The organism is Rhizobium phaseoli (assembly GCF_001664385.1).
Lineage (GTDB): Bacteria > Pseudomonadota > Alphaproteobacteria > Rhizobiales > Rhizobiaceae > Rhizobium > Rhizobium phaseoli.
In genome coordinates this window covers 185,746-211,930 of record NZ_CP013534.1, presented here as the reverse complement: position 1 = coordinate 211,930, position 26,185 = coordinate 185,746, and the positions used below count along the sequence as shown (strand labels likewise).

Sequence of the window (26,185 nt, the reverse complement as noted above, 5' to 3'; positions counted from 1 at the left end):
AGTGGGAAGAGCGCCTTAGGCGCGCTCCTCCCAGATCTTCGCAAGCTCCACGATCGTTGCGACGGCTTTTTCCATGTCTTGGCGGCTCACCCATTCGAGCGGCGAGTGGAAGGCATGGCCGCCGGCAAAGATGTTCGGGCAGGGCAGCCCCATGAAAGAAAGGCGCGAGCCGTCCGTACCGCCGCGGATGCTGCCGCGCACCGGCGTCATGCCGGCACGACGCACGGCCTCAAGCGCGTTCTCGACAATCTCCGGATGGCGGTCGAGCACCGTCTTCATGTTGCGGTATTGTTCCGTCACCTGGAAATGGTAGGTCGAGCCGGGATAGGCCGACATCACCTGCTTGACGACTGTTTCGAGCATCGCCTCCTTTTGCGCGAGCCCCTCGTCGGTAAAGTCGCGAACGATGAAGCTCAGCGACGCCTTTTCCATCCAGCCGCTGACGCCGACCGGATGGATGAAGCCCTGCTTGCCTTCCGTCGTCTCCGGCGCCACGTCCTTCGGCAACCGGTCGATGATGGCGCCGGCGATCTTGATGGCGTTCTCCATGCGGTCCTTGGCGAAACCCGGATGGATCGCCACGCCCGATATGCTGATCTCGACGCCATCGGCCGAAAAGGTCTCGTCCTCGACGTGGCCCACCGTCTCGCCGTCCATCGTATAGGCGAAGTCCGCTCCGAGTTTATCCAGATCGACCTTGTTGACGCCGCGTCCGACTTCCTCGTCGGGCGTGAACAGGATCTTGATCGCTCCGTGCCGGATATCGGGATTGTCGACGAGAATCCGGGCCGCGCTCATGATTTCTGCCAGTCCCGCCTTGTCATCGGCGCCGAGCAAGGTCGTGCCATCGGTCGTGACGATGTCGTTGCCGATCTGGTTGCTGAGCTCGGGATGCTCGGCGACACGGATCACCCGGCTAGAATCGCCGACAAGCCTGATATCGCCGCCCGCATAATTCCTGACGATCTGCGGCTTGACGTCGGTGCCGCTGAAATCGGGCGCCGTGTCCATATGCGAGCAGAAACAGATGACCGGCACCGGCTTGTCGCTATTTCCAGGAATGGTCGCATAGACATAACCGTGTTCGTCCAGATGCGCGTCCGCAAGGCCGATCTCCAGCAGCTCGTCGACCAGACGCCGGCCGAGATCCTTCTGCCTTTCGGTGGTCGGCTGCGTCGATGAAGAGGGATCGGATTGGGTGTCGATAACGACATAGCGGAGAAAGCGGTCGAGAACAGTGTCGGTCATGGCAATCCAGATTCAGTGAGATCTCCCGAGGATATAGCCCTCGCGGGCGATCCGGCAAAAGATTTTTCCGCTGGATAAATGGTTCATCCCGACGGCAGCTTTATTAAGGGAGGATGGCATGACTGGACCCGCGTGCGTGCGAAGCCGTCATTCACGGCTCCCTGGCGGGTGCAGGCCACCAGCCGTCCGGTGCGACCCAGACGTGCCGCTGCACCTTACCAAAGGCCGAGCCCCGGAGGTCACGTCGGACTTGGAAATAGCTGTCGCGCGGCACCAGGGAGGAGCCGCGCCCAACTCGAAGCGCAGTCAGCGAACTGATTTGAAGGCAGCCCGCAGTTCTTGCGCAAACAGCTGGGGCTGCTCCCAAGCAGCAAAGTGTCCGCCTCGCTCCACCTGATGGTAGTAAACGAGAGAAGGATAAGCCTGTCGGCTCCAGCTCTCCGGCGCCTTATAGATCTCCTTCTGAAAAACCGTGATGCCGACAGGGATCTTGATATCCTTTGTCTTCTGCGCCTCGGAGCTGAAGTTATTGTTGTTGTTTTCCCAGTAGAACCGCGAGGACGACGCGCCGGTATTGGTCAACCAGTAGAGCGTAATATCGTTCAGCATTTCGTCTCTGGTCAGAACGCGTTCGGGGACGCCGTCACTGTCGCTCCATTGGACAAACTTTTCATAAATCCATGACGCCAATCCGGACGGGGAATCTGACAGCGAGTAACCGATTGTCTGGGGCCGCGTTACCATCATGGCGCCATAGGCGGCGTTGCGGCCAAAAAAGGCGCTCAGAGAATCGTAAGCCCCTTTTTCCGCTGGGGACAGTCCGGCAGGGGCCGCGTCGCCATTGTTGATCGCCCGCATGAGATCGCCCGGTACAGTCGCCGGCATGTTCAAATGGATTGCCAGCAAGCCTTTCGGTGCTTGCCGTGCCAAGGCGTCGGATATCACCGAGCCGTGATCGCCACCCTGCGAAACGTAATGCGTGTAACCCAGGCGCTTCACCAGGACGTCCCGGGCGCGGGCAACGCGGTCAGGTCCCCATCCCTGATCTGTCGGTCGGCCGGAAAAGCCGTGGCCGGGAATCGAAGGAATAATCACGTCGAACGAATCTTCCGGCTTGCCACCATAGGCCGTGGGATCGGTGAGAGGTCCGATCGTCTTGATGAACTCGAAGATCGATCCCGGCCAGCCATGAGTCAAGATGACCGGGAGAGCATTCGGATAACGGGAGCGGACGTGAATGAACTGAATGTCGACGCCGTCGATCGTCGTGATGAACTGCGGCAGGGCGTTCAGCTGGTCTTCGGCTTTGCGCCAGTCGTAGTCGGTCCCCCAATAGCGGACAAGGTCCTGAACGCGCGCCAGCTGGATGCCCTGCGAGATATCTCCGACCGTCTCCCTATCCGGCCAACGTGTCTCTGCTATACGTCGTTTGAGATCATCAAGCTGGCTCTGATCGACATGAATGCGGAAAGGGCGGATACTCTCATCCAACGCCGGTCTTGCTTGGACGGTCGTTACGCCGGCTTCTTCTGCGCGTGCGGACTGCAGGTAAGACATCGTTGCCAACGATCCGACGGCGATGGCGATCGCCCGCCCGAGCAGCGGGCTCGACTTGGAAAACTTTGCAATAGTGGTCATGGGATAGCCTCCTTCGCTTGGCGTTCTGCGACTTTCTCGCGATTGGAGTGCTAGACGGTCGATGTATCACTTATGTTTCCGGCTGATGCCTGTTCTGTTGCAGAATGTAGCGTCGCGGTCGTCAAATACGCGATCTAACAAATGGGTGCGGGGACGGTCGAACGCGCCGGCGGCTGGAACAACGATCACCGCTAGTTCGTTTGAGGACCGAATATCCGGAAACAGCCATGGCCAGCGACAAGCTATCAAGCTACCGATCAAAACGCGATTTTCAGAAGACCGCTGAGCCCAGCGGCGAGCGGTCCCTCAAACAGAGCAACCGCCGTCGCTTTGTCATCCAGAAGCACGATGCGACACGGCTGCACTACGACCTGCGGCTCGAGCTCGATGGCGTGTTCAAGAGCTGGGCCGTCACCAAAGGGCCATCGCTCGATCCGCACGACAAGCGACTGGCGGTCGAGGTCGAGGACCATCCCCTCGATTATGGCGACTTCGAAGGCACTATTCCGAAAGGCCAGTATGGCGGCGGCACGGTCATGCTGTGGGATCGCGGCTATTGGGAGCCGGAGGGCAGGAAGAGCCCGGAGCAGGCGCTTTCCAAGGGTGATTTCAAGTTCACGCTCGAAGGCGAGCGCCTGCACGGGAGCTTCGTGCTGGTGCGCATGCGCAACGATCGCGAGCGCAGCAAGCGTACCAACTGGCTGTTGATCAAGCATCATGACGAGTTCTCCGTGGACGAGAACGGTGCTGCCATCCTCGAAGAAAACGTCACCTCGGTAGCCTCAGGCCGCAGCATGGAAATGATCGCAGCCGGCAAGGGGCGCAAGCCGAAACCCTTCATGGTGGAGGGCGGCAAGGTCCAGGCGGACGCCGTCTGGGACAGCAATCACGGACTGGCCGCCGAGGAGCGGCAGTCGGAGGCGAGTGCGGGAAAGCGCGCCGGTACTGCGACGGCGGTTGATCTTCCGGATTTCATCGCGCCGCAACTCTGCGAGAAGGTCGAGCGACCGCCTGGCGGGGACGGTTGGATCCATGAGATCAAGTTCGACGGATATCGCATTCAGATGCGCGTGCTCGATGGCGAAGTCACCTTGAAGACCAGGAAAGGCCTCGACTGGACGACCAAGTACCCCGAAATCGCCGAGGCGGCGTCTGGGCTTCCGGGTTGTATCCTCGATGGCGAGATTTGCGCTCTCGACGAGCAAGGTGCGCCTAACTTCGCGGCACTCCAGGCGGCGCTATCGGAGGGCAAGACCGCCAGCCTCGTCTACTTCGCCTTCGACCTGCTCTATGACGGCGGCGAGGATCTCCGGTCGAAGCCCCTGATCGAGCGAAAGAGGCGATTGCAGGAGCTCCTCACCGAGGCCGGCAACGATCCTCGGATCCGCTACGTCGAACATTTCGAGACCGGCGGTGACGCCGTCCTCAGATCGGCATGCAAGCTCTCGCTGGAAGGCATCATCTCAAAACAGACAGATGCCCCCTATCAATCCGGACGAACGGAAAGCTGGGCAAAGTCAAAATGCCGGGCGGGGCACGAGGTGGTGATCGGCGCCTACGCCAAAACCAACGGCAGGTTTCGTTCCCTTCTCGCCGGTGTTTTTCGCGGCGATCATTTTGTCTATGTCGGCCGTGTCGGAACCGGCTACGGCGCCAAGAAAGTCGAAACGTTGCTTCCGAAACTGAAGGCGCTGGAGACGGCGAGATCGCCCTTCACGGGTATCGGTGCTCCGAAGAAGCAGGCCGAGGTCGTCTGGGTAAAGCCGGAGCTTGTCGCCGAAATTGAATTCGAGGGGTGGACAGCGGACGGTCTCGTCCGCCAAGCAGCCTTCAAAGGATTGCGCGAAGATAAGCCTGCTCGGGAAGTCGAGGCGGAGCCACCGGTAAGACCCGCCAAAGCGGACATCGCGGAGCCGGTTCCGAGGGCCAAGCAAACACCGGCGCGCCGCAAGGGTGCGAAGGCTGATGTCATGGGAGTGCTCATCTCAAACCCGGACAAACCATTGTGGCCGGATGCCAACGGCAGCGAACCGGTCACGAAGGAAGAATTGGCGGGCTATTACGAGGCAGTCGGCGACTGGATGATCCACCACATCAAGGGCAGGCCCTGCTCTATCATCCGCGCCCCGGATGGAGTTGGCGGCGAGCAGTTCTTTCAGCGCCATGCGATGCCGGGACAATCGAACCTGCTCGACCTGGTCAAGGTGTTCGGGGACAAAAAGCCATACCTGCAGATCGATCGCATCGAAGGCCTTGCCGCGGTCGCCCAGATCGCAGCGGTCGAACTCCATCCGTGGAATTGCGAACCCGGTCAACCGGAAGTTCCTGGTCGTCTGGTGTTCGACCTCGATCCCGGGCCTGACGTTCCCTTTGCCACGGTCGTTGCCGCTGCCCGCGAAATGCGCGATCGGCTGGAAAACCTCGGACTGATCAGCTTTTGCAAGACGACGGGCGGCAAGGGCCTGCATGTCGTGACCCCGCTTGCGGTCAATAAGCGCAAGCCGCTGTCATGGCCCGAGGCAAAGGCTTTCGCGCATGACGTCTGCCAGCAGATGGCCCGGAACAACCCCGATCTCTACCTTATCAAGATGACGAAGAGCCTGAGGGGCGGTCGCATTTTCCTCGATTACCTGCGTAATGATCGCATGGCGACGGCCGTAGCGCCGCTTTCTCCTCGAGCCCGCCCCGGTGCGACGGTATCAATGCCTCTGACGTGGACGCAGGTGAAATCAGATCTCGACCCTAAAAGGTTCACGATCCGAACCGTACCTGCCTTGCTATCGAAGTCGTCCGCCTGGAAGGATTATTGTGAGGGGCAGCGTCCCTTGGAGCAGGCGATCAAGAGGCTCGGCCGCGCCGGCAAGCATGCCGCGTAACCAGGAGCGGGCGCATCTCGCGGCCCTGAACGACTTTCATCTGATCGCAGCCGGGCCATCAGTCATATCGAAGACGGCAGCATTATCCTGTATCTCACGAAGGCCTTTATATGAAGCGTGGCGGAGGCTGCCCTCGCGCGTCCAGCCGCGAAACTCGATTTCGGCGATGAGGGTCGGCTGGGAAAAAACGAGGCGCTTTCCTTTGAGCGGCACCACAGGTTTTTTCGTTTGGAGACGGTTCAACGTCTTGCGCAAATACTCCGCCTCCTCCCGATTGAACCCCGTGCCGACCGATCCGACATAGATCCAGTCTTGCCCCTTTCGACCCGCAAGCAAAAGACTGCCGAGCCCGCCGCGGGTGCTGGCGGATTCCTCGTAACCGACGATCATGAAACTGTCGCTCTGAACGCACTTGATCTTCTGCCAGTCCCCGAGACGACCACTCCGATAAGGGCGGTCCCCGCGCTTCGCAATGATGCCTTCCAGGCCCAGATGGCAGGCGTGCTCGAGCAGATCCTCGCCACTCAAATCCAGTTCTTGCGAGAACCGAATGGCGCCCTCGTCGGTCCCGGGAATCAGGTCCTGCAAAAGGTGACGGCGGACGGAGAGCTCGGTGCGCGTCAGGTCGTGACCATCGAGGTATAACAGATCGAAGGCGCAGAAGATGGATTCGGTTGAAACTCGCTTGCCGCCCCTGCCGCCGAGCGAGCGCTGTAACGCTCCAAAGTCGGAGCGGCCCTCTTCATCGAGAACGACGGCTTCTCCGTCGAGAATGCAGCTCGATACACCAAGCGCGCTTGCTCCTGCGGCAATCGTTGGGAATCGGTGGGTCCAGTCATGGCCGCCGCGGGTGAGGATACGAATGCCCTTTGGCTCGATGTGGATCGCCAATCGGTAGCCGTCCCACTTCACCTCATAAATCCAATCCGGCCCTTGCGGCACCGTTTGCTTCAGCAGCGCCAAGCAGGGCTCCACTCTGGTCGGCATTGCATCGAACGGCAGGCTTGGCTGGGCGGGATCACGCCGGCGGACAGGTCGAGACTGTATCGAAGAGCTGGACTCGCGAAGAAGCGGGGCGGAGGGCTGCCGTGGTCTGGTCATTGCTCAAGGCCTGCCGGATCGGTTCTCGGCATCGACGGATTTGCGCAGGGCTTCCATGATATTGATGACGTTGCTAGGGGCCGGCTCCGCCTTCTCCTTGCCCTTCGTTTTTGCCCTGGCAGGTTTCTTCATCAGTTTCTTCTTGGCCTCGATGAGGTCGAGCAGCCGATCCTGCACGGGGTCGGAGGCCATCTTCGGGTTCCAATGCTGCGTCTGCTTCTTGATGAGTTGCTGAACCAGCGGCATCATTTGGCTGTCCGCCGGTTGATCGTCGACCCGTTCGAAATAGCTCTCCGCGTCGCGCACTTCATCACCGTATCGCAGGGTCCAAAGGACGATGCCCTTGCCGCGTGGCTCCAGCATGACGGCGCGCTCGCGGCGCGCAATCACCAGCCGCGAGATGCCGACCATGTCTTCTGCCGCCATCGCATCGCGGATCACCGAGAATGCCTCCTGGCCGACCGGATCGTCGGGTGAAAGATAGTAGGGCGTGTCGAGCCAGATCCATTCGACGCTGTTGCGGGGCGTAAACACTCCGATATCGATCGTCTTGGTGCTTTCAAGCGCAACGTTCTCCAACTCCTCGTCTTCGAGCAAGACGTATTCGTTCTCACCGCGCTGATAGGCTTTCACCTCATCTTCATCTTTCACGTCCTTGCCGGTGACGGCATCGACATAGTGGCTGATGACGCGGTTTTGAGTCGCGCGATTAAGGGTGTGAAAGCGCACCTTCTCGTTTTCTGAGGTGGCCGGCATCATCTGCACCGGGCAGGTGACGAGTGATAGCTTCAGATAGCCTTTCCAGTATGGCCGGATCGCCATGGCAACCTCCGATCACCCGGTGCGGCGCTGATGAGCGCCGCCGGGGCTGCGGGATTTCGGCGTCGATGCGCGTGCGGCCTTCTGCCTGCTCTTGCCGGCATTGGCATTAGCGGCGGTGCGCTTCGTCTTTGCTGGAGCCGTCATGCCGGCGCTTTCGCGCAGCGCCTGCAACAAGTCGTTCGGCTTCACAGCGGGTGGGGCTTTTTTCTTCGGCAGGGTGCGGCCTTCGATCTTGGCCTTCACCAGTTCGGCGACGGCCGCTTCGTAACGATCGTTGAATGCCTTCGGATCGAACTCGCCCTTCTTGGTGTTGATGATGTGCTTGGCAAGCTCCAGCATCTCGCCTTTGATCTTGAGATCCGGCATCTCCTCGAACGCCTTCTCGGAGGAGCGGACTTCATAGTCGAAGTTCAAAGTGGAGCCCACCAGACCTTTGCCGAGGGGGCGGATGAGAAGCGTCCGCAGGCGCCGGAACAGCACCGTCCGGGCGATGGCCGCGACCTTGGCCTTCTTCATGCCATCCCTCAGCAGCTTGAATGCGTCGCTGCCCATCGTGTCGGGGGCCAGATAATAAGGCTTGTCGAAATAGACGTCGTCGACCTCGTCATAAGGAATAAATGCCTCCACCTTCAGCGTTTTGTCGCTTTCGGGAACGGCGGCGGCGACCTCCTCGGGCTCGAGGACAACATAGCGACCATCTTCGATCTCGAAACCCTTGACCTGGTCCTCGCGTTCGACCGGATCGCCGGTCTCGCCGTCCACGAATTCCCGGCGCACCCGATTGCCGGTCTTCCTGTTCAGCGTGTGAAACGCAATCCGCTCGGATGTGGAGGCGGCGGTGTAGAGCGCCACGGGGAAAGCGACCTCTCCGAACTTGATAAAGCCTTTCCAATTCGCTCTCGGGGCAACCATTTCGTACGCGCTCCTGCCGCAACCAGTGCGAGTCAACCGAATCACTTTACGATTGGTTCCGAATCAAAACGAATCAAATTTCAATAGCTTAGCCAAAATGATTCACGCGTTTTCCGAGTCTCGATCATCCCCTTGAATCTGATCGATCTTTTCCACGCCCGGTGCTTTCTGCGATGGGAACAACCAGGAGATAGGAGCGCCTGAGGAGTGGTTTTGATCCTCGACGGCTCAATCGACGCGTTGTCCTTCGCCATCGAACACATGCAGATATTGCGGCGGGAAGGCGACGTTGACCTTCGGCCCCGCCCTCAGCGCATCGCGGTCGAGCGTGAAGATCTTGAACGGCAGGCCGTGAAGCGCGAGGTGCAGGATGATGCCGAAGCCGGTGGGCTCGACGAGCTCCACATCGGTTGCAAGCCCGGTTCCATCATTCGTCATCAGCACATGCTCGGGCCGGATGCCGAGCGTAACCTTCGCGCCGTCTTCAAGCGGCAGCGGCTTTGCCAGCGGCACGATCGTTCCGTCTTTCAGCCGCACGCCACCCGCATCATAATTCGCCCCGAGGAAATTCATCCCCGGCGAACCGATGAAGCCGGCGACGAACAGGTTGGCCGGCCGGTCGTAGAGTTCCAGCGGACTGCCGACCTGCTGGACGACGCCGCCATGCATGGCGACGATCCGGTCGGCCAGCGTCATCGCCTCGATCTGATCGTGGGTGACATAGATCGAGGTCGCCTTCAGCTCGCCGTGGAGTTTCTTGATTTCGGCGCGCATCTGTTCGCGCAGGCGCGCATCGAGATTGGACAGCGGCTCGTCGAACAGGAAAGCCTTCGGCTGGCGCACGATGGCGCGGCCCATGGCGACGCGCTGGCGCTGGCCGCCGGAAAGCGCCTTCGGCCGCCGTTCAAGCAGCGGGTCGAGGCCGAGCTTGGCGGCGGCCGCCGCCACCGCGCTCGTGATCTTCTCCTTGGCCGTCTTTCGCAGTCTGAGGCTGTAGCTCATATTGCCGGCAACGTTCATGTGCGGATAGAGCGCATAGGACTGGAACACCATGGCAATGTCACGGTCCTTCGGATGCCGCTCGTTCACCCTGGCACCGGCAATCCGGATTTCGCCCGATGTGACATCCTCCAGCCCGGCGATCATGCGCAGCAGCGTGGACTTGCCGCAGCCGGAAGGGCCGACGAGCACGACGAATTCGCCGTCCCGGATTTCAAGATCGACGCCGTGCAGCACCTGCACGTGGCCATAGGCTTTGCGGATGTTCTGGATGTCGATCGATGCCATTTGTTTAACCCTTGACCGCGCCGGCCGTCAGGCCCTGGACGAGATAACGCTGGATGAGCAGGAAGAAGAGGCCAGCCGGGATGAGCGCCAGGACCCCCGCCGCCATCATCTGCCCGAAATCCACCGAGAATTTCGAAACGAAGGTGAGAAGCCCGACCGGGAAGGTCGCCGCGTCATTGCCGTTGATCAGCATCAACGCGAAGAGCAGCTCGCTCCAGGCCGCGGTGAAGACGAAGCCGAGTGTCGCGGCGATGCCGGGCAGCGTCAGCGGCAGGATGATTTGCCGGAAGGCGGTGAACTGCGTCGCCCCGTCGATCATCGCCGCCTCTTCGAGATCTTTGGGGATACCGTCAAAAAATGACTGCATCAGGAAGGTGGCGAAGGGCACGTTGAAGGCGGTGTAGACGATGACGAGGCCGGTCAGGCTGTTGGTCAGATGCAAGGGCGACAGGATCTTGAAGATCGGCGCCACCAGCATGACGAGCGGGAACATCTGGGTCAGCAGCATCAAGGCGACAATCCAGTATTTTGCCCGGAAATTGAAACGCGACAATGCGTAGCCTGAGAGCGAGGCGCAGATCGTCACGGTCACGGCCGTCGAGACCGAGACGATCAGGCTGTTCTTGAAGAAGGTCGGAAAGGCGCTGTGCTGCAGCACGAAGGCATAGTGATCCCAGCTCGTGCGCGACGGCCACATACGCACGCCTTCGCTATAAAGCAGGTCGTTCGGCGTCACCGAGACCTTGAGCAGCCAGAACAACGGGAAGAGCGCGAAGGCGATGTAGCAGAGGATTGCCAGGCGGTGCGCGATCGTGGGAACGACGGATCGTCTCATGGTCTCAATCCTTGTTCAGCAGCGTCTGCCGCAGCAGGATGATCAGCATCGAATAGGCGAGCAGCAGGGCAAGCAGCACCAGCGCGATCGCCGAGGCATAACCGAAATCGAGCCGTTTGAACGCCGTCGTGAAAATATAGCTCGCGACGATCTGCGTGCGGTCGGCCGGCCCGCCATTGGTCATGACGACGATCAGATCGGCGAAATTGGAAATCCAGACGGTGCGCAAGAGCACGGTGATGGCGATCGTCGGCGCGAGAAACGGCAGGGTGATGGAGCGGAAGCGCTGAAACCAGCCGGCGCCGTCGATCGAGGCCGCCTCGTAGAGATCGCGCGGGATCGCCTGCAGGGCCGCCAGCAGCGTGATGGCGAAGAAGGGAATGCCCCACCAGACATTGGCAACGATCGGCCCCCACATCGCATAATTGGGATCGGAAAGGATATTGCCCGGCGCCTGCATCAGCCCGAGGGCGAAAAGCCAGTGCGGGATCGGCCCGATAACCGGATTGAACAGCCAGGCCCAGTTGAGGCCGGCAAGAAAGGACGGCACCGCCCAAGGCAGGAAGACCAGCGCCTGCGCGATCGCCCGGCCCGGGAACGGCTTGTCGAGCAGCAGCGCCAGGATCAGCCCGAAGACGAACTGCAGGACGACGGAGGCGCCGGTCCACCAGAGTGTGTTCCTCAGCGCGCCGTAGAAGGCGGCATCGCCCGCAAGCTCGCGAAAATGCTCGAGCCCGATGAAGCCGCCGGAAAACGGATTGAGCAGCTGGATATCGCGGAACGCATAGGAAACGCCCAATGTCAGCGGCACCAGCATGACCGCGATGATCAGGATCAGCGACGGGGCGCTGTAGAGATAGGGCTCCGAAGCATCGGCAAGACGACGCAGCCACGGCCTGCGGTCGCGACGCATGTCGATCATATCGGCGGAAATGGTCATCGGTGCGTAATTTCCATTGTCTACCCGGTTGCGGATTCTCGCGCGGGTAATGGTTCTGAAAACTGGGCGGCCGCGGCCCCCTCATCCGCCTGCCGGCCCCTTCTCCCTGCTGGGGAGAAGGGGGAATGAGGCGGCGCCGCGAGTCCCTTCTCCCCTCGGGGAGAAGGTGGCCCGAAGGGTCGGATGGGGGGCCGCAGTCGCCCCCTTCACCCGTTACTTCTTGCTCAGGAACTTCTGCTGCGCCTTGGTCAGATAGTCCGCCCACTGATCAGCCAGATCCTTTGCCGAGATATCGCCGAGCAAGGCCTGCTGCGAGGTCTTGATCGCCAGCGAATCCTTGAAGAAAGCGAATTCCTCGAGATAGGTCGGCATGACCGTCGGCACGGTGTTCGGATCCGCCAGCTCTTCGAACCAGCCCTTGAACTGGTCACCGGCGTAGAAGGGATCCTTCTCGGCCGCGGTATAGGCCGGCAGGGCGCCGATGCGCTTGTTCCACTCGATATTGCCTTCCGGCCCTTCGAGGGTGGCGATCAGCTTCCAGGCGAGATCCTTGTTGGCGCTGGTGGAAAACATCGACCAGCCGCCGTAACCGATGGTCGGGAAGGACTTGCCATCAGGGCCCTTCGGCAGCGGCATGACGCCGAAATCTTCCTTTTTCATCCGCTCGGCGATGGCGATCAGCGCATCCGGGTCCTGATCGAGGAAGGCGCAGGTGCCGGAATAGAAGCCGGCGACGACTTCGTTGAAGCCCCAGTTGACGCTGTCCTTCGGCGCATAACCCTTCTTGTAGAGGTCGACCATCCACTCGATGCCCTTGGCCCAGCCGGGGCTGTTCATCGTCGAGGTGCCGTCCTCGTTGAAGTATTTGTTCGAGCCGGCCATCGAGGCGGCAAAGATCATCCAGCCGTTGAGGCCGCCCGGTCCGCCGCGCATGCAGTAGCCGTATTTGCCCGGCAGCTTGGAGACCTTTTCCGATGCGGCGGTGAATTCCTCCAGCGTCTTCGGCGGTGCTGCGACACCGGCTTCCGAAAGCAGTTTCTTGTTGTAGAACATCGCCCTCAAATAGAAGCCATAGGGCAGCATATAGGCGGTGTTCTTGACATCGCGGCCGAGTTCGAGGGCACGCGGCGTCAGCTCCTTGGTGTGCTCCCACTTTGCGAGATAGGGCTCGAGGCTTTCGAGCATGCCGTTATTGGCGTAAAGCGATAGCCAGGTATCGGGCATTTCCATTACATCGGGCACGTCGCCGGCCGACACCATGGTGGCGAACTTCTGGAAGGCTTCGTTCCAGGGCAGCGAGATGATGTCGACCTTGGTGCCGGGATTGGCGGCCTCGAACTTGCCGACGATCGATTTCAGCGTTTCGGTGCGCTCCGGGCTGGTGATGACTTCGACAAGCTTCAGCGTCGTATCGGCAAAGGCCGTACCCGCCATCATCGTAGCAAAGAGCGTCGAGATTATTAGTTTTTTCATGCTCAGTCCCCCTTTTAGGTTCTCTCGGTTTCAAGATTGCGAGGCGGCGGCGAGCGCCTCCTCGATGTCTCCCCACAGCGCCTCGGTTCCTTCGAGACCGACATGGAGACGTACGGATCGCGCATGGATGCCAAAGGTTTGCGCGGAATTCGGCTGTGCCTTCTGCTGCAGCACCACCTCGCCCGGTACGATCAGGCTTTCGTGCCCACCCCAGCTCACACCCAGTTTGAAGAGCTTGAGGTGATCGGCGAAGGCGCGGATATCGACCCCTTCGCGGAAGATGAAGGAAAACAGGCCCGACGTGCCGTTGAGCCCGGCCGGCAGCCGGTTGGCGAGGCCCGGATGACAGACCGTCTCCACCACCTCCAGCCGCTGCAGGCGCCGGGCGATCTCGAGGGCCGAGGCCTCATGCGCCTTCATGCGCAGCGGCAGGGTGCGCAGGCCGCGGATCAGCAGCCAGGCGTCGAAGGGCGAAAGCTTGCCGCCGAGATAGGGATAGGCTTCTGCCTTGATGCGGGCGATCATCTCCTCCGAGCCGGCGACGACGCCTGCCACCACATCGCTGTGGCCGCCAAGATATTTCGAGGCCGAATGGATGACGAGATCGACGCCGAGTGTCAGCGGCCGCTGGAAGAATGGGCTTGCCCAACTGTTGTCGATCATCGAGACGACGCCGTGGCGCTTGGCAAGGGCGGCGAGCGCGCCGACATCATGCGCCTCCATCACCCAGCTCGTCGGGCTTTCCAGGTACAACAGCTTGGCACCGGGCAACGCTCTGGCGACGGCTTCCTCGTCGCGCCCGTCGACATAGGTCACCTCGATCTTCATCCGCTTCAGGATGGTGCCGAACAGGCGGAAGGCATCGGGATAGACGTGTTTGACGGCGACGATGCGGTCGCCCGGCTCGACGAAGCTTAGGACGGCCGAAGAGATCGCCGCCATGCCGCTGGCAAAACCCAGCGCATCCTCGCCGCCTTCGAGCTTGGCCAGCATTTCCTCGAAGGCCCGCACCGTCGGGTTCAGCCCGCGCGTATAGGTCGGCCGCACCTTTTCGCCGCGATAGACGGTGATCATCTCGTCATAATCGGAAAAGGTGAAAAGCGAGGTCTGGAAGATCGGTGGCACAACGGCGTCGGCGAAGTTGCCGTCGTCGTGAGCGGTGATGATGGAGGCAAGATCGAACGGGTCTGCGCCGCTGCTCATTTCGACATTTCCTTGATGTCTTCCTCGACAATGTCGAGAATTTTCAATGTTTCCACGCGCGCCGCCTCGGCATCTCCGGCGGCGATCGCGTCGAAAAGGGTGCGGTGAAAGGGAAAGGACCGACGGGCGAAATCCTGCCGGTCGAAGGGATGCTCCCAGAAGCGCTCGAAGGTCTCGCGCATCTGTTCGAGCAACTGGCGAAACAGCGGATTATGGGTGGCGTCGTAGACGGCGAGATGGAAGGCCAGATCCTCCGGCCCTGAAGTGCCCTTTTCCAGATGCACCCGCTCCATCTCGTTCAACTTCTCCTCGATGACGACGAGATCCTTGGCGGTACGCCGCCGCGCCGCGACCATGCCCGCCTCGCATTCGATGCCGCGGCGCACTTCGAGCGTCTGCAGCAGCGCGTCGCGCAGATGCGCCGCGTCGAACGACAGCGGCATATGGATCGTTGCCCTCGAAACCGGTTTCAGCAGATAGGTGCCGCTGCCCTTGCGCGTCTCGATGACGCCGAGCGCCTGAAAATGGCGGATCGCTTCGCGAATGGTCGAACGGCCGACGGCAAGGGCGGCCATCAGTTCCCGCTCCGCCGGCAATCGGTCCCCGGCCTGCAGGCGCGCGTCTTCGACATAATCCGCCAACGCATCGGTGACCTGACGCGCGCGGTCGATAACAGGAAGCGGCCGGATCACCGGCCTGTCGCTGCTGTTTGCCTTCATGGGTTCCCCATTTTCTTATCAGGCAGTCAGGCTAAAATTGGTCTGACATCTTAGCATTTCGCAAAGTTGGGAAGGCGTCAAGAGATGTTTGCACTCAGGAGCCGATCGCAACGACTCTCATCGCCAAGTTCAGACATTGCGGCGTCAATTCTGCCGTGAGATGTTCCAGGACGTTGCGGCCGAAATCGGAGGCTCCGAACCATGCGCGACTATGTGAAAAGCAAAGATTTTCACCGACATATGCGCTCGCTGCTGGTCGCGAGATTTCAGGAGCTCGGCTGGCAATCGCAAGCGGCTGGCAAGTGCAGCTTTGTCCAAGGCAGACGAGTTTTCTGGCTACAGGTATCGCAATATTCGAACAGCCTTACCGGCGGCAAGTTTACGCTCAATCTTTCGGAAGGTGTGGGCGCCGCTGGCGATACGAGAATATTGCGCCATCTTGACGAAACTGACCGAGCCCTTGGCCAGGCTTTGGAAGAGCACATCATCGCCCGCCTTCCCCGGCCCGATCCCGATCCGGACGTCGAGGTTGTCGGAGACGACGGCGGACCTGTCTTGGTGAAACTCGGTAATTTGGCGAAAGCAAATCCAAGACAATGGGATGGTCCTTCCGACGTCTGGCTGCCCTACTTCAGCAAGAGCGACCTCGACGACTGGGCCGCGTTTCTTCTGCCTCGGCTCGACCGGCTCACGCGGCTGCCCACGCCTGAAATCATCGATGCGATGACCTGGGCCAGGCGGTTTGATCGCCTCACGGCTTTATTTCGCAGGCGATGAGTCAACCTGTCTCTTCGACCGCTTAAGAATCAGGGCAGTGCCGCCGCCTGCGCGCAGACGCCTCGCGTCAGCGCTCCATCCTGAACCGGGCATGGCAGGTCGTGCAGGTCTGCAACATCAGGTGGAAAAGGTGTTCGGCGGGAAGCGACGACAGGCTCGACGCCTTGGCGACATGGGTTCCGAGCGGTCCGCCGCCCATCGGCTCTCCCGGCTGCATCCGCATGCGCTCGGTCATCGCCCCGGGATTGGCTTTCGCCGCCGCGTCCAGTGCGCGCGCATAGGTCCGAAGATCCTCGGCAAGACGGTCGAAGCGATCACGCTCCCCGGCGATATCAGGCTTCGCTTCCGACCTCGCATCCTCGATGCCATCCGCAAAATGTCCTGCAAGAACCTCGCCCGACCTCTCGGCGATCGCGCCGGCGGCGGCTGCGAACGGCATGGACGAATAGGTGTCGGGGTTCCGGAACATCTCAGCCATGGTCTTCGCCGCTGCGGCCATGGCTTTCATGTCGGCCTGTCTGTCGCTGATGATATCCGCGCTCGCCGGTGCAACCAGTGCGGACACGGCGAGGACGGCGCCGAAAATGGTGGGCACTCCTGAAATCATCGAGAAACCCCGCATGTGGTTGACCGGCCGGTCGCGCCAATTCTGAAGAGGCGAACTGAAAGACCCTCCGACCCTGTCGCAGCGAAGTCGAGCGAAAAGAGGGCGTAACGGCGGGCGTCGATGGTACAGCGCTGGCAGCGCACGAAGCATTAACTGCGGCAGGATAGGTTGTGGAGCAGGTCCGGAGGGGATGATGAAAGGCAGCTATTCGACGGCGCAGATCGGCCTGCATTGGCTGATCGCTCTGCTTCTCCCGGTCCAGTACCTCACCGGCGGCAGCATCGAACGCACTCACCATGCCGCCCATATGGGCGTAACACCCTCGTCCTTCGATCTCTTCCAGCACAACGTCCACAATTATGCCGGCATGCTGATCGGAGTGCTGATGGGCGTCCGGCTGCTTCTGCGCATCACGAGGCCGCCGGCGCCGCGATCGCCGGCTTCACGGCGGCAGAAGGCTGCGGCCGCCCTTCATCACGCCCTGTACGCGGCAATCCTGGTGCAGGCCGGCTTGGGTTTCGTCACCAGCTATTTCTGGTTCGGAACCGCAGCCTACCATGTCGCCATCGCGAAAATCATCCTGCTGATCGTCGCTCTGCACTTCGGCGCCGCGGTGTGGCACACGCTGGTCCTCAAGGACGAAACGCTTGATCGGATGATCTTTCCGCGTCGCGATCCATCCTCCGAAAAGCTGTAAACTCAAAGCTATAGAGTGTCAGCCTGCGGGCGCACGATGCGCCGACGCCACAGAAATGGCGCGAATCGCTGCCAGTCCTTCCGTGCAATTGATAATGGACGGCGTTCGATGTAATCGACGCAGTATGGGCAATATGTACCGAATCGCGCTGAGCAGACTGCTCCTCCTCGTGCGGCTGGCGATCATCGTGTCGCTGGCTGGGTACAGCATTTCCACTGTCGACGCCGCCATGCACGGTCCCGCCCTGCAAGTTGAAAAGACCATGTCCAGTGCTGCGTCCCACGGCAGCCACGATATGGCCAGCGTCTCAAGTCACAAGCACGCACATGGCGATGCGGCCGACAATGACGGTCCTTCCAAGATCGCCAAACAGGAATGCTGCAAAGATTTTTGCGGCGGCTTCGTGCTTCTGTGCGCGAGCCAGAGCTTAGGCGGGCCGGTCGTCGCCTCGATCCGGCAGTTTATCGACGATCAGCACGTGATGGGGGAATTGCCGCCCCTGGATCGCCCCCCGAATATCTGATGAGGGATAAACCGGCTTGACCGGATCCAGTCGGTCGCCTGCCCGCATCAGGGCAAGCGCGCCGTAGGCTATCTCTTTTTCGGAAATTTCATAATGAAACCCTCGCTTTTCGTGGTGGGGCTGCCGCTTGTTGTCGGCGGCTGCGCATCCACGCTTCCTCCCGACGTGGTGGCGTCTTCCGCCGCGATCGAAGACCCGTCCCCGCGCCCGGCCGTCTATCGGTCACCGGTTTCGGGTTATATCACCAGGCAGCCGGTCGATCCCAAACCATGGCGCAGACAGAATGATCTGCAGTCTCCTGAGAAAGGAGACGCCTCATGATCGGTCTTGGAAAATTACTCACGGTGCTGGCGGTCCCGCTGATACTAAGCGGCTGCGTCACGGGCGCCGAATATTCAAGCAAGCAAGCTGGTTTTGCTTCCGTTGCCGACAAGACCGCGATCGTCACCACAAAGCAGACGGTCTGGATACAGAACCAGAACCAGGCCCGCTCGGCGGCCGCGCAGGTAAAACGCCTGCTAGCGAAAAACAAGGTCATCGATGTCGAGACTGCCGTTCAGATCGCCCTGCTCAACAACAAGGGCCTGCAGGCCGCCTACGCCGATCTCGGCGACAGCGCGGCCAATGCCTGGCAGTCGACGATGTTCATCAACCCGACCGTTGCCATCGGCACGACGGGCATAGGGACGTCGGAACTTCAGGCGTTCAAGACCATCGAGGCGATGATCACCACGAACATGCTGGCGCTCGCGACGAGGAACCGGGACGTAGCGATCGCCGACACCCGGTTCCGCCAAGCGCAACTGACCGCGGCCGTCAAGACGCTCCAGGTCGCCGCCGACGCCCGCCGCGCCTGGATCGGGACGGTGGCAGCCTGGGAGACCGTCGGTCAGCTCCAGCGCGCCCAGGCAGCGGCGGACGCCGCTTCCGAACTGGCGGAGAAGCTCGGCGAGACAGGCGCGATGACCAAGGGCGCCCAGGCCCGCGAGCACGTGTTCGTCGCCGAACTTGCCGGCGAGACGGCGAAGGCACGACTGGCGGCGCGGCTTGCCAAGGAGGAGCTGACGCGGCTCATGGGCCTGTGGGGCTCGGACCTTGATTACCAGGTTCCGAACGGCCTGCCGCCGCTACCGAAATCCGTTGTTAAACGGGACACTATCGAGGCCGAGGCCCTTAAGAACCGCATCGACCTTCAGGTCGCGAAGCTCGAACTCGAAGCCACTGCCAGATCGTACGGCCTCACCGAGGCGACACGCTATGTCACCGACCTTGAAATCCTCACGGGTTTCGAAACGGAGCGGGAAATCGAGGACGACGAGAAGAAGACGGAGACGACCGCCCAGGTCGAGCTCGAGTTCGCCATTCCAATCTTCGACACCGGCAAGGCCCGGATGCGCAAGGCCGAGGTGGCTTACATGCGGGCGGCGAACCTGCTGGCGGAGAAGGCCGTCAACGTCCGCTCAGAAGCACGGTCCGCGTACGAGGCCTATCGCTCGAACTACGACATCGCGCGGCACTACCGCAACAATGTCGTGCCGCTGCGCAGCAAGGTCGAGGAGGAATCCCTGCTCACCTACAACGGCATGATTACCAACACCTTCGAGCTGCTGACCGACACGCGCGACAAGATCAACTCCATCCTGCTCTCCGTCAATGCGAAGCGCGACTTCTGGCTCGCCGAAGCCAATCTCGCGCCCGCGATCTATGGCGGCGGGGCGTCGAACGCGTCAGCAGAAACCGAAGTCGCCGCGGCTTCCGAAAGCAGGGGTGGCGGTGGCCATTGAGAAAGGACCTCACCATGTACAACAGAAGACAACTGTTCGGAGCAAGCGCCGCCCTGCTGGCGGCCGGTGCCTGGACGAAGACCTCGGCGATGGGCCTTCCCGACGCTCCGACAATGGAGACGGCCGACATGCAGCCGCCGCTTCACCCGACCTCAGGCCCCGACTACCAGCCGGTCGTCACCCTCAACGGCTGGACCCTGCCCCACCGGATGATTAACGGCGTTAAGGAGTTCCACCTCGTCGCCGAACCGGTGGAGCGTGAGATGGCCGAGGGCATGACCGCCTACCTGTGGGGTTACAACGGCCAGTCGCCCGGACCGACGCTCGAGGCCGTCGAGGGCGACCGGGTGCGCATCTTCGTCACCAACAAGCTGCCGGAACACACGACCATCCACTGGCATGGCATGATCCTGCCATCCGGCATGGACGGCGTCGGCGGGCTGACGCAGCCGCACATCCCCGTCGGCAAGACCTACGTCTACGAGTTCGACCTCGTGAAATCAGGCACCTTCATGTACCACCCGCATTCCGACGAGATGGTGCAGATGGCCATGGGCATGATGGGCTTCTTCGTCGTGCATCCGAAAGATCCGACGTTCATGCGCGTCGACCGCGACTTCGTCTTCCTGCTCAACGCCTACGACATCGATCCCGGTTCCTATGTGCCGCGCATCATGGAGATGACCGACTTCAACATGTGGTGCTGGAACAGCCGCGTGTTTCCGGGCATCAGCCCGCTGGTCGTCTCGAAGAACGACAGGGTGCGGGTTCGCGTCGGCAATCTGACGATGACCAACCACCCCGTCCACATGCATGGCTACGACTTCGAGGTGACATGCACGGATGGCGGTTGGGTGCGGCCGGAAGCGCGCTGGCCCGAGGTCAGCATCGACATCCCGGTCGGCGCGATGCGGGCCTACGAGTTCGACGCCAAGCATCTCGGCGACTGGGCCGTCCACTGCCACAAGTCGCATCATACGATGAACGCGATGGGGCACGACATCCCGACCTTCATCGGTGCCGACAAGTCGAAGGTCGCCGAAAAGATCAGGAAGCTGCAGCCGGAATACATGCCCATGGGCACCAAGGGCATGGCCGATATGGGCGAGATGGAAATGCCCATCCCTGAAAACACTGTCCCCATGATGACCGGCTGGGGCCCGCATGGCCCCATCGAGATGGGCGGCATGTTCTCGGTGGTGAAAGTCCGCGAGGGCATCTCGGCGGACGATTACGCCGATCCGGGCTGGTACGAAAACCCGCCCGGAACACAGGCCTGGGAATGGACCGGCGAACTGCCGGACGCGACCAAGGCCAAAGACGCAAAAACGCAAATCACTCCGAGGCCGACAAAGGGCTGAGGCTCAATTCCCCACGTCCAGAAAGGATATATGCAATGAAGAATTATCTACTCGCATTGGCGTTCGTCGCCTTGGCAGGCTCGGCTCTCGCCTCCGGTAATCACGCCGGCGGCCACGGTGAGAAGATGGCTGTCGGCGAGCCCGGCGACAAGGCCAAGGCGACACAGACGATCCGTGTCACGATGACGGAAACCGACGACGGCAAGATGCTCTTCACCCCGGCCGTCTTCTCCGTCCGCAAGGGGCAGACGGTCAAGATCGCGATCAAGAACGCCGGGACGGTCGACCATGAGTTCGTGCTCGATCAGGAAGACAAGATCCTCGAGCACAAGAAGGTCATGGAGAAGTTCCCCGAAATGGAACATGCCGACGCCAATTCCATCCGCCTCCCGGCCGGTGAATCCGGCGAGATCGTCTGGAAATTCACGTCCGACGGAGTCTTCAAGTTCGCCTGCCTGATCCCCGGCCACTATGAAGCCGGCATGCACGGCGACGTCACCGTCGCTGGCAAGTGAACCGCAACACAAGGAGATATTAAGATGAAATCCACAATGATCAAAATCGGCATCGCCGCTCTGCTCTCGGCCTCAGCAACCTTCGGTGCATTGGCCGAGGAATTCACCAAGGGTGTCGTCAACAAGGTCGATGCCAAGGCGAAGAAGGTTACCATCAAGCATGAAGACCTGAAGAACCTCGACATGCCCGCGATGACGATGGTCTTCCGGGTAGAAGACCCGGCTTTGCTCGAAAAGCTGAAGGAAGGTTCGAGCGTTGAGTTCGTCGCCGAACGCGTGAATGGTAAGCTGACCGTCACGGAAGTAAAATAACGTGCAGCTGCCGCCCGGGTACCAACGCGGCCCCCGGGCGGCACCGTTAAGGAGTGGATACATGCGCAGGAGAAGCTTCATTGCAGTGGTAGCGTCCGCCCTGGCGTTTCCTGGCCGAGGGGCCCTCGCCGTTATGACGAGGATGACAATCTACAAGGATCCCGCTTGCGGCTGCTGCCATGAATGGTCGAAGGCGATGGCCGCTGCGGGATTTTCCGTCGATGCCCGGGACACCGACGACCTCGCCGCGATCAAGGCGCGCTTGGGCGTGCCCGCCGATTTGGAGGGCTGCCACACCGCCGTCATCGAAGAATACTACCTCGAGGGACACGTGCCGCTCGCATCCGTCCAGCAACTGCTGCAGGAGCGGCCGCCGCTCCGCGGGCTGGCTGTGCCGGGCATGCCGCCTGGTTCGTTGGGAATGGGTGAAGACTGGCGGGCGTCCTATGATGTCTATGCGATCCCCTCGGCGGACGAGGCACCCTACGTGTTCGCGGAGGTCCGTCCCGGGAAAGGCTGATGCGGCATTCGTCAATCGGTCGGCCAGTCAGGAAACCGGCGCTTTGCAGAGCGCGGCCCAGAGATCGTGCTTCCAGTCCGCGCCCGGCAGCGCCGACAGGTCGATCGGGTAGTCGGCGGAATTGATCCTGACCATGGCGGGGGAAACGCAACGCACGCTTGCCTGGTGTCTCCCGGCGTCCCGATAGAGCACACTCCCGCCATTATCGAGTTCCGATAGCGCGATGACGACGTCGAAATCAAAAGCCGGGTCGCGAGCGGGACCGCCGGTCGCCAGACTGAGGCTGATCGACCGGTTGCTGCCGACCGAAGCCGTATGGAAGACCGAAAGCTCGGAGGCAGACGAGATCGAGGCGGACTGCACGAACAGGATCAGAGTCAGAAGGACGCGACGCACTTACCCCTCCCGCGGTGAATGCGTAGCATCCTATCATATCCTCTGAGGCTCTGCGACCATCCCCGGAGCCCCGCCCCCCGATACGTCTGGTTGGCTAGGGCCGCCAGAACGCCTGCATTTCCTCAGTCGTGACCTTTCCATCCTTGTTGGCATCCACGCTGTCGAAAATCCGCTTGTGAACCGCCGTCACCTCCTCGAAAGACAAGGCACCGTCCCCATCGGTATCTGCCACGGCGAACATAATCTTCATCATAGACCCACGCATGCCCATCATCGGCATGCCGCCCATCATGCCGGATCGCATCATCATGCCCTGCCCCATCATTCTGGCGGGCATGTCGGAGCCGGGCATTGCTCCCTGGCTTCCGGTCATTCCTTTCATGTCGGAAGGCGAGGCAGCCCGTGGCGAGTCTTCGGGATGATGCGGATCCGCTCCACTGGCCTGAGCAAAGCTCGGACCTGCCCCGCCCACGATAATGGCTCCGGCCAGCAGGACAGCGTTGATAATTGTCATTCTCATATGCCTTCTCCTTTGGCTGTTCGCAGTTCAACGCCGCGGCCTGACGGCAGCGGGACGACTTCGAATTTAAGTGCTTCGGGTCCACGCCGCCGGAGCCGGGCTGATCGACAGTGACCATCGCCGGGCGACGGAAGCCGAAGGCGGGCGTGGCCCATCAGCCGAAACGGCGGCTGACGACGTTGAAAATGGTTCCGAGCAATGCGCCCGCATAGCCCCCGAAGATGAGGCTTTGGCCCGTGCCGAGCACCACGCTCCAAAGGTCGAAGCCGGTAAGCCCGAGGTAGAACTGCAGCCACGGCCTATGGAGCCCCCATTCGGGGGCGACGAAGCCAAGAGCCATGCAAAGCAGGAACGATACGGCTGTAAAAACCGCCACCGTCGCGCCGAGAACCGGAACGGAAACTTGCGCGGGCGTCGCCGTCGACGCATCGGAACGAGTCTGGAAGATTGTGTTCGCCATTGTGGTTCTCCACCGGAGTTGTTGATGCCGCAACACCACAAATCGACCGTATGCTTATCCTTTCGCGATGACCTTGATCCAGGTCAAGAATCGCGCATCTCTCGTCGAGGCAGCATGGCAGGTTTCCCGAACTCGGCGCGAAATTGCTCGACGTGAACCATGGCGAGTTTTGCCGCTGGACCGAGTCCCCAATTCTCAGGGAGGCGTTTGCGCGCATTTGCGGAATGCGGGCCTATCGGCGCGCCGATTTCAAATCGATAAGCGCCTTGATCGGCAGATGATCCGAGGCAATACGCGCCAGCGGCGTATCATGCGCTTCCACTTCGGTGATGATCCCCTTGCGGTTGGCGATGATGCGGTCGAGCGCCAGAAGCGGCAGGCCGGCGGGGAAGCTCGGGACTGCGGGCGGCAGCTCTCCGAAGGCGGATTGGAAAGTGTTGAGCGAGGAGCGGTCGCCGAGGCGCCACTCGTTGAGGTCGCCGAGCAGGATGGTCGGCATCTCGTGGCGGTCCTTTATCAGTTCCACCAAAGTGCGGGCCTGCTGGGCTCTATTGTGGCGCAGCAGGCCGAAATGCGCGGCGATGATGCGCAGCACGCCGCCCTCTTCAAGTTCGATCTCGGCGACGAGGGCGCCCCGCGGCTCCAGCCCCGGCAGCCTGATCTGATGCACGTCATGCACCAGCCCCTTCTTGAACAGCACGACATTGCCGTGCCAGCCGTGCGCCTTGGCCATGCCGGCGACCGGCACCGGAATCAGTCCCGTCTCCCGCTCCAGACGGCCGAGGTCGAGAATGCCGGTGCGCTCGCCAAAGCGCGTATCGGCCTCCTGCAGTGCGATCACGTCGGCGCCGATTTCATGGATCACCCGGCTGGTGCGCTCCGGGTCGAAGCGGCGGTCGGTGCCGACGCATTTGTGCACATTGTAGGAAGCGATTAGCGTTCCGATGCTGCGCGGCCTTGCCTCCAACTGAGCCGCGTCGAGCCGCTTCTTCCGGCTCCTGATCGAGGCGAGAATGCTGGCGGGAAGGCTGTCTCTTTTGGCGTGCATCGGAAGAGCGCACTGGTTCGGTTGATCAAAAAGGCTTCACCCGGCAGTATAGGCGGGCAAGCCGAACTTGCCATGTCCGGCGATAAAAAATCGTTCAAAGATAGGGCGACCCCAACCAGAGCACCTTCTCGAGCAGCCGCACCGGAAAGGGCCGCGCGCGCAAGCCCTCCAGCGTCACCAGCGTTGCCGATTTCAGGGTTTCGTCGAGATGCTCGTCGATCTCGGCGGCAAAGCCCTCGTTCAGAACTTCGAGATCAACCTCGAAATTCAGCCTGAGCGAGCGCGGATCGAGATTGGAAGAGCCGACATAGGCCCAGGTTCCGTCGATCGTCAGCAGCTTCGAGTGGCTGAAGCTGCCGGTCGAGCGCCAGATCCGGCAATAATTCTTGAGGATTTGATCGAATTGCGCCGTCATCGCCCGGTCGACCAGCATGAGGTTGTTGACGTCAGGCACGATGATATCGACTTCGACGCCCCGGCGCGCCGCCGTCACCAGGGCGCTGATCAGTTCGCGGTCCGGCAGAAAATAGGGCGACATGATGCGGATCGATTGACGCGCGACGGAAAAGGCGCCCATCAGCATCTTGTGGTTGGTTTCGACGCTGCGATCCGGCCCCGAGGCGACGACGCGCATCAGGATGGGATCGCCGGGGTTGCGCTGCGGCGGTTCGATGCGCCAGGCTTCGCCGTTCAACAACTCCCCGGTGGTGAAGCGCCAGTCTTCTGCGGCAAGGTCGAAGAGGTCGGCGACGACGGGGCCGGTGACGCTGAAATGCGTATCATGGGCGAAGCTCTCGCCCGTCTCCTGCTCGCTGAAGCCCGCCCGAATATTCATGCCGCCCGTCAGCGCGATACGGCCGTCGACGATCAGGATCTTCCTGTGGGTGCGCAAATTGGCATAGGGCAGCCGCAAGCCCATGATGACGTTGCCGTTGAAGACGGCGACGGTGACGCCGCCCTCCTTGAGATGGCCGAGAATGCTCGGCACCGAATAACGCGCCCCGACGGCATCGATCAGCACTCGCACCGCAACGCCACGCTTGACCGCCGAAATCAGCGCATCGGCGATGCGAAGACCGATGGCGTCGCGATCGAAAATATAGGTTTCGAGCAGGATGCTGCGGCTCGCCTCGTCGATGGCGGTCTTCATCGCCGCATAGGCCTCATCGCCGGTCTCCAGCATATCGATCGCATTGCCCGAGGTCAGCGGGTTGCGGGTCACCCGGTCGCCCAGCGTCTGCAGCGCCGCAAAGCGGCGGCCGAACTGGCTGATGACCGTCTCGGCCTCGGCGTCGAAGGTCTCCAGCTCGTCGGTGCCGGGCGCAAGCAGCAGCGCGTCGCGGCGAATGCTCAGCGATTTGCGGCGGATGCGGTTGATGCCGGCAATCGCATAGAGCACCGCGCCGACGATCGGCGACAGAATGATGACGCCGACCCAGCCGATCGCGGCGCGTACCTCCTCCTTGGTCATGGCGGCATGGATCGCCGCCGCGGCTCCCATGGCAATCGAAACGACAAAGAGGATATGCGGCCAGTATGTCGACAGGAGATAGAACATCGCTGGCCAATATAACCGGGAAACGGCGGCGTTCAATTGTGCCTGCCCTCTCC

Annotated in this window: 27 protein-coding genes; 10 read left to right on the top strand and 17 right to left on the bottom strand. The window is 61.3% G+C overall.

All coding sequences use genetic code 11. The annotated features are described in order from the left end of the window. Nucleotides 1-15: 15 nt before the first annotated feature. Nucleotides 16-1,248: a peptidase T gene (gene pepT, locus AMC88_RS24315; RefSeq protein WP_012490579.1), complete on the bottom strand. Its 1,233-nt coding sequence runs from the start codon at nt 1,246-1,248 to the stop codon at nt 16-18. Between the two features lie 306 nt (nt 1,249-1,554). Then, a complete protein-coding gene (locus AMC88_RS24310) occupies nt 1,555-2,886 on the bottom strand; it encodes an epoxide hydrolase family protein (RefSeq protein ID WP_064830104.1) in 1,332 nt (443 codons plus the stop codon). A gap of 227 nt (nt 2,887-3,113) precedes the next feature. Here AMC88_RS24310 and ligD (AMC88_RS24305) point away from each other — a divergent pair, with 227 nt between their 5' ends. Beyond that, nucleotides 3,114-5,762, top strand: a complete 2,649-nt coding sequence (ligD, locus tag AMC88_RS24305) for a DNA ligase D (RefSeq protein ID WP_064826207.1) — start codon at nt 3,114-3,116, stop codon at nt 5,760-5,762. Between the two features lie 36 nt (nt 5,763-5,798). Here the strand turns inward: ligD (AMC88_RS24305) and ligD (AMC88_RS24300) are convergent, their stop codons facing one another. The 9 genes from ligD (AMC88_RS24300) to AMC88_RS24260 form a co-directional block, all read right to left on the bottom strand. Next, nucleotides 5,799-6,863, bottom strand: a complete 1,065-nt coding sequence (gene ligD / locus AMC88_RS24300) for a non-homologous end-joining DNA ligase (protein ID WP_012490576.1) — start codon at nt 6,861-6,863, stop codon at nt 5,799-5,801. Between the two features lie 3 nt (nt 6,864-6,866). Beyond that, nucleotides 6,867-7,685 (bottom strand): non-homologous end joining protein Ku, encoded by an 819-nt coding sequence (gene ku / locus AMC88_RS24295; protein WP_012490575.1) that lies wholly within the window; start codon nt 7,683-7,685, stop codon nt 6,867-6,869. Nucleotides 7,686-7,697: 12 nt separating this feature from the next. Beyond that, the gene (ku, locus tag AMC88_RS24290) at nt 7,698-8,597 is read right to left on the bottom strand and encodes a non-homologous end joining protein Ku (RefSeq protein WP_064830103.1); all 900 of its coding nucleotides are present in this window, start codon (nt 8,595-8,597) and stop codon (nt 7,698-7,700) included. A 228-nt stretch (nt 8,598-8,825) separates the two neighbouring features. Then, nucleotides 8,826-9,884, bottom strand: a complete 1,059-nt coding sequence (locus AMC88_RS24285) for an ABC transporter ATP-binding protein (protein ID WP_012490573.1) — start codon at nt 9,882-9,884, stop codon at nt 8,826-8,828. Between the two features lie 4 nt (nt 9,885-9,888). Then, nucleotides 9,889-10,719: a carbohydrate ABC transporter permease gene (locus AMC88_RS24280; protein WP_012490572.1), complete on the bottom strand. Its 831-nt coding sequence runs from the start codon at nt 10,717-10,719 to the stop codon at nt 9,889-9,891. A 4-nt stretch (nt 10,720-10,723) separates the two neighbouring features. Next, nucleotides 10,724-11,659 carry a carbohydrate ABC transporter permease gene (locus AMC88_RS24275; protein ID WP_012490571.1) on the bottom strand — a complete coding sequence of 312 codons (936 nt, stop codon included), beginning with the start codon at nt 11,657-11,659 and terminating at the stop codon, nt 10,724-10,726. A gap of 213 nt (nt 11,660-11,872) precedes the next feature. After that, nucleotides 11,873-13,132: an ABC transporter substrate-binding protein gene (locus AMC88_RS24270; protein ID WP_012490570.1), complete on the bottom strand. Its 1,260-nt coding sequence runs from the start codon at nt 13,130-13,132 to the stop codon at nt 11,873-11,875. A 30-nt stretch (nt 13,133-13,162) separates the two neighbouring features. Then, nucleotides 13,163-14,335, bottom strand: coding sequence for a PLP-dependent transferase (locus AMC88_RS24265; protein WP_012490569.1), 1,173 nt, complete (start codon nt 14,333-14,335; stop codon nt 13,163-13,165). After that, the gene (locus AMC88_RS24260; RefSeq protein WP_012490568.1) at nt 14,332-15,054 is read right to left on the bottom strand and encodes a FadR/GntR family transcriptional regulator; all 723 of its coding nucleotides are present in this window, start codon (nt 15,052-15,054) and stop codon (nt 14,332-14,334) included. Before AMC88_RS24260 ends, AMC88_RS24265 begins: the two co-directional genes overlap by 4 nt. 201 nt (nt 15,055-15,255) lie before the next feature. On the opposite strand from AMC88_RS24260, the gene AMC88_RS24255 reads away from it, so the two are divergent. Next, on the top strand, nt 15,256-15,831 hold the full coding sequence (locus tag AMC88_RS24255; RefSeq protein WP_012490567.1) for a hypothetical protein: 576 nt from the start codon (nt 15,256-15,258) through the stop codon (nt 15,829-15,831). 67 nt (nt 15,832-15,898) lie between these two features. Here the strand turns inward: AMC88_RS24255 and AMC88_RS24250 are convergent, their stop codons facing one another. Beyond that, on the bottom strand, nt 15,899-16,453 hold the full coding sequence (locus AMC88_RS24250; protein ID WP_012490566.1) for a cytochrome c: 555 nt from the start codon (nt 16,451-16,453) through the stop codon (nt 15,899-15,901). A 178-nt stretch (nt 16,454-16,631) separates the two neighbouring features. On the opposite strand from AMC88_RS24250, the gene AMC88_RS24245 reads away from it, so the two are divergent. From AMC88_RS24245 to AMC88_RS24210, 8 genes are all read left to right on the top strand, one after another. Continuing rightward, complete coding sequence (locus tag AMC88_RS24245) at nt 16,632-17,135, top strand: cytochrome b (protein WP_012490565.1); 504 nt, start codon at nt 16,632-16,634, stop codon at nt 17,133-17,135. Between the two features lie 124 nt (nt 17,136-17,259). After that, nucleotides 17,260-17,658: a hypothetical protein gene (locus AMC88_RS24240; RefSeq protein ID WP_012490564.1), complete on the top strand. Its 399-nt coding sequence runs from the start codon at nt 17,260-17,262 to the stop codon at nt 17,656-17,658. A 93-nt stretch (nt 17,659-17,751) separates the two neighbouring features. Then, a complete protein-coding gene (locus tag AMC88_RS24235; protein WP_012490563.1) occupies nt 17,752-17,979 on the top strand; it encodes a hypothetical protein in 228 nt (75 codons plus the stop codon). Beyond that, nucleotides 17,976-19,442, top strand: a complete 1,467-nt coding sequence (locus tag AMC88_RS24230; protein WP_012490562.1) for a TolC family protein — start codon at nt 17,976-17,978, stop codon at nt 19,440-19,442. The genes AMC88_RS24235 and AMC88_RS24230 overlap by 4 nt, the downstream gene beginning before the upstream one ends. Before the next feature lie 14 nt (nt 19,443-19,456). Next, a complete protein-coding gene (locus tag AMC88_RS24225; protein ID WP_012490561.1) occupies nt 19,457-20,803 on the top strand; it encodes a multicopper oxidase family protein in 1,347 nt (448 codons plus the stop codon). Between the two features lie 35 nt (nt 20,804-20,838). Beyond that, nucleotides 20,839-21,318: a cupredoxin domain-containing protein gene (locus AMC88_RS24220; RefSeq protein ID WP_064829306.1), complete on the top strand. Its 480-nt coding sequence runs from the start codon at nt 20,839-20,841 to the stop codon at nt 21,316-21,318. 24 nt (nt 21,319-21,342) lie between these two features. Further along, on the top strand, nt 21,343-21,630 hold the full coding sequence (locus AMC88_RS24215; RefSeq protein ID WP_012490559.1) for a copper-binding protein: 288 nt from the start codon (nt 21,343-21,345) through the stop codon (nt 21,628-21,630). A 61-nt stretch (nt 21,631-21,691) separates the two neighbouring features. Further along, nucleotides 21,692-22,150, top strand: a complete 459-nt coding sequence (locus AMC88_RS24210; protein WP_012490558.1) for a DUF411 domain-containing protein — start codon at nt 21,692-21,694, stop codon at nt 22,148-22,150. A 27-nt stretch (nt 22,151-22,177) separates the two neighbouring features. Here AMC88_RS24210 and AMC88_RS24205 read toward each other — a convergent pair whose 3' ends face one another. The 5 genes from AMC88_RS24205 to AMC88_RS24185 form a co-directional block, all read right to left on the bottom strand. After that, a complete protein-coding gene (locus AMC88_RS24205; protein ID WP_012490557.1) occupies nt 22,178-22,546 on the bottom strand; it encodes a hypothetical protein in 369 nt (122 codons plus the stop codon). 94 nt (nt 22,547-22,640) lie between these two features. Further along, nucleotides 22,641-23,066 carry an EF-hand domain-containing protein gene (locus AMC88_RS24200; protein ID WP_064830102.1) on the bottom strand — a complete coding sequence of 142 codons (426 nt, stop codon included), beginning with the start codon at nt 23,064-23,066 and terminating at the stop codon, nt 22,641-22,643. A gap of 154 nt (nt 23,067-23,220) precedes the next feature. Then, nucleotides 23,221-23,526 (bottom strand): hypothetical protein, encoded by a 306-nt coding sequence (locus AMC88_RS24195; protein ID WP_012490555.1) that lies wholly within the window; start codon nt 23,524-23,526, stop codon nt 23,221-23,223. A 232-nt stretch (nt 23,527-23,758) separates the two neighbouring features. Then, nucleotides 23,759-24,574, bottom strand: coding sequence for an endonuclease/exonuclease/phosphatase family protein (locus tag AMC88_RS24190; RefSeq protein WP_064826205.1), 816 nt, complete (start codon nt 24,572-24,574; stop codon nt 23,759-23,761). A 94-nt stretch (nt 24,575-24,668) separates the two neighbouring features. Next, a complete protein-coding gene (locus AMC88_RS24185; protein ID WP_012490553.1) occupies nt 24,669-26,132 on the bottom strand; it encodes a phospholipase D-like domain-containing protein in 1,464 nt (487 codons plus the stop codon). Nucleotides 26,133-26,185: the final 53 nt, after the last annotated feature.

Coding starts and splice junctions, on each gene's coding strand:
- pepT (WP_012490579.1), bottom strand. CDS start 1,248: ATGACCGACACTGTTCTCGACCGCTTTCTCCGCTATGTCGTTATCGAC.
- AMC88_RS24310 (WP_064830104.1), bottom strand. CDS start 2,886: ATGACCACTATTGCAAAGTTTTCCAAGTCGAGCCCGCTGCTCGGGCGG.
- ligD (WP_064826207.1), top strand. CDS start 3,114: ATGGCCAGCGACAAGCTATCAAGCTACCGATCAAAACGCGATTTTCAG.
- ligD (WP_012490576.1), bottom strand. CDS start 6,863: ATGACCAGACCACGGCAGCCCTCCGCCCCGCTTCTTCGCGAGTCCAGC.
- ku (WP_012490575.1), bottom strand. CDS start 7,685: ATGGCGATCCGGCCATACTGGAAAGGCTATCTGAAGCTATCACTCGTC.
- ku (WP_064830103.1), bottom strand. CDS start 8,597: ATGGTTGCCCCGAGAGCGAATTGGAAAGGCTTTATCAAGTTCGGAGAG.
- AMC88_RS24285 (WP_012490573.1), bottom strand. CDS start 9,884: ATGGCATCGATCGACATCCAGAACATCCGCAAAGCCTATGGCCACGTG.
- AMC88_RS24280 (WP_012490572.1), bottom strand. CDS start 10,719: ATGAGACGATCCGTCGTTCCCACGATCGCGCACCGCCTGGCAATCCTC.
- AMC88_RS24275 (WP_012490571.1), bottom strand. CDS start 11,659: ATGACCATTTCCGCCGATATGATCGACATGCGTCGCGACCGCAGGCCG.
- AMC88_RS24270 (WP_012490570.1), bottom strand. CDS start 13,132: ATGAAAAAACTAATAATCTCGACGCTCTTTGCTACGATGATGGCGGGT.
- AMC88_RS24265 (WP_012490569.1), bottom strand. CDS start 14,335: ATGAGCAGCGGCGCAGACCCGTTCGATCTTGCCTCCATCATCACCGCT.
- AMC88_RS24260 (WP_012490568.1), bottom strand. CDS start 15,054: ATGAAGGCAAACAGCAGCGACAGGCCGGTGATCCGGCCGCTTCCTGTT.
- AMC88_RS24255 (WP_012490567.1), top strand. CDS start 15,256: ATGCGCGACTATGTGAAAAGCAAAGATTTTCACCGACATATGCGCTCG.
- AMC88_RS24250 (WP_012490566.1), bottom strand. CDS start 16,453: ATGCGGGGTTTCTCGATGATTTCAGGAGTGCCCACCATTTTCGGCGCC.
- AMC88_RS24245 (WP_012490565.1), top strand. CDS start 16,632: ATGAAAGGCAGCTATTCGACGGCGCAGATCGGCCTGCATTGGCTGATC.
- AMC88_RS24240 (WP_012490564.1), top strand. CDS start 17,260: ATGGGCAATATGTACCGAATCGCGCTGAGCAGACTGCTCCTCCTCGTG.
- AMC88_RS24235 (WP_012490563.1), top strand. CDS start 17,752: ATGAAACCCTCGCTTTTCGTGGTGGGGCTGCCGCTTGTTGTCGGCGGC.
- AMC88_RS24230 (WP_012490562.1), top strand. CDS start 17,976: ATGATCGGTCTTGGAAAATTACTCACGGTGCTGGCGGTCCCGCTGATA.
- AMC88_RS24225 (WP_012490561.1), top strand. CDS start 19,457: ATGTACAACAGAAGACAACTGTTCGGAGCAAGCGCCGCCCTGCTGGCG.
- AMC88_RS24220 (WP_064829306.1), top strand. CDS start 20,839: ATGAAGAATTATCTACTCGCATTGGCGTTCGTCGCCTTGGCAGGCTCG.
- AMC88_RS24215 (WP_012490559.1), top strand. CDS start 21,343: ATGAAATCCACAATGATCAAAATCGGCATCGCCGCTCTGCTCTCGGCC.
- AMC88_RS24210 (WP_012490558.1), top strand. CDS start 21,692: ATGCGCAGGAGAAGCTTCATTGCAGTGGTAGCGTCCGCCCTGGCGTTT.
- AMC88_RS24200 (WP_064830102.1), bottom strand. CDS start 23,066: ATGAGAATGACAATTATCAACGCTGTCCTGCTGGCCGGAGCCATTATC.
- AMC88_RS24195 (WP_012490555.1), bottom strand. CDS start 23,526: ATGGCGAACACAATCTTCCAGACTCGTTCCGATGCGTCGACGGCGACG.
- AMC88_RS24190 (WP_064826205.1), bottom strand. CDS start 24,574: ATGCACGCCAAAAGAGACAGCCTTCCCGCCAGCATTCTCGCCTCGATC.
- AMC88_RS24185 (WP_012490553.1), bottom strand. CDS start 26,132: ATGTTCTATCTCCTGTCGACATACTGGCCGCATATCCTCTTTGTCGTT.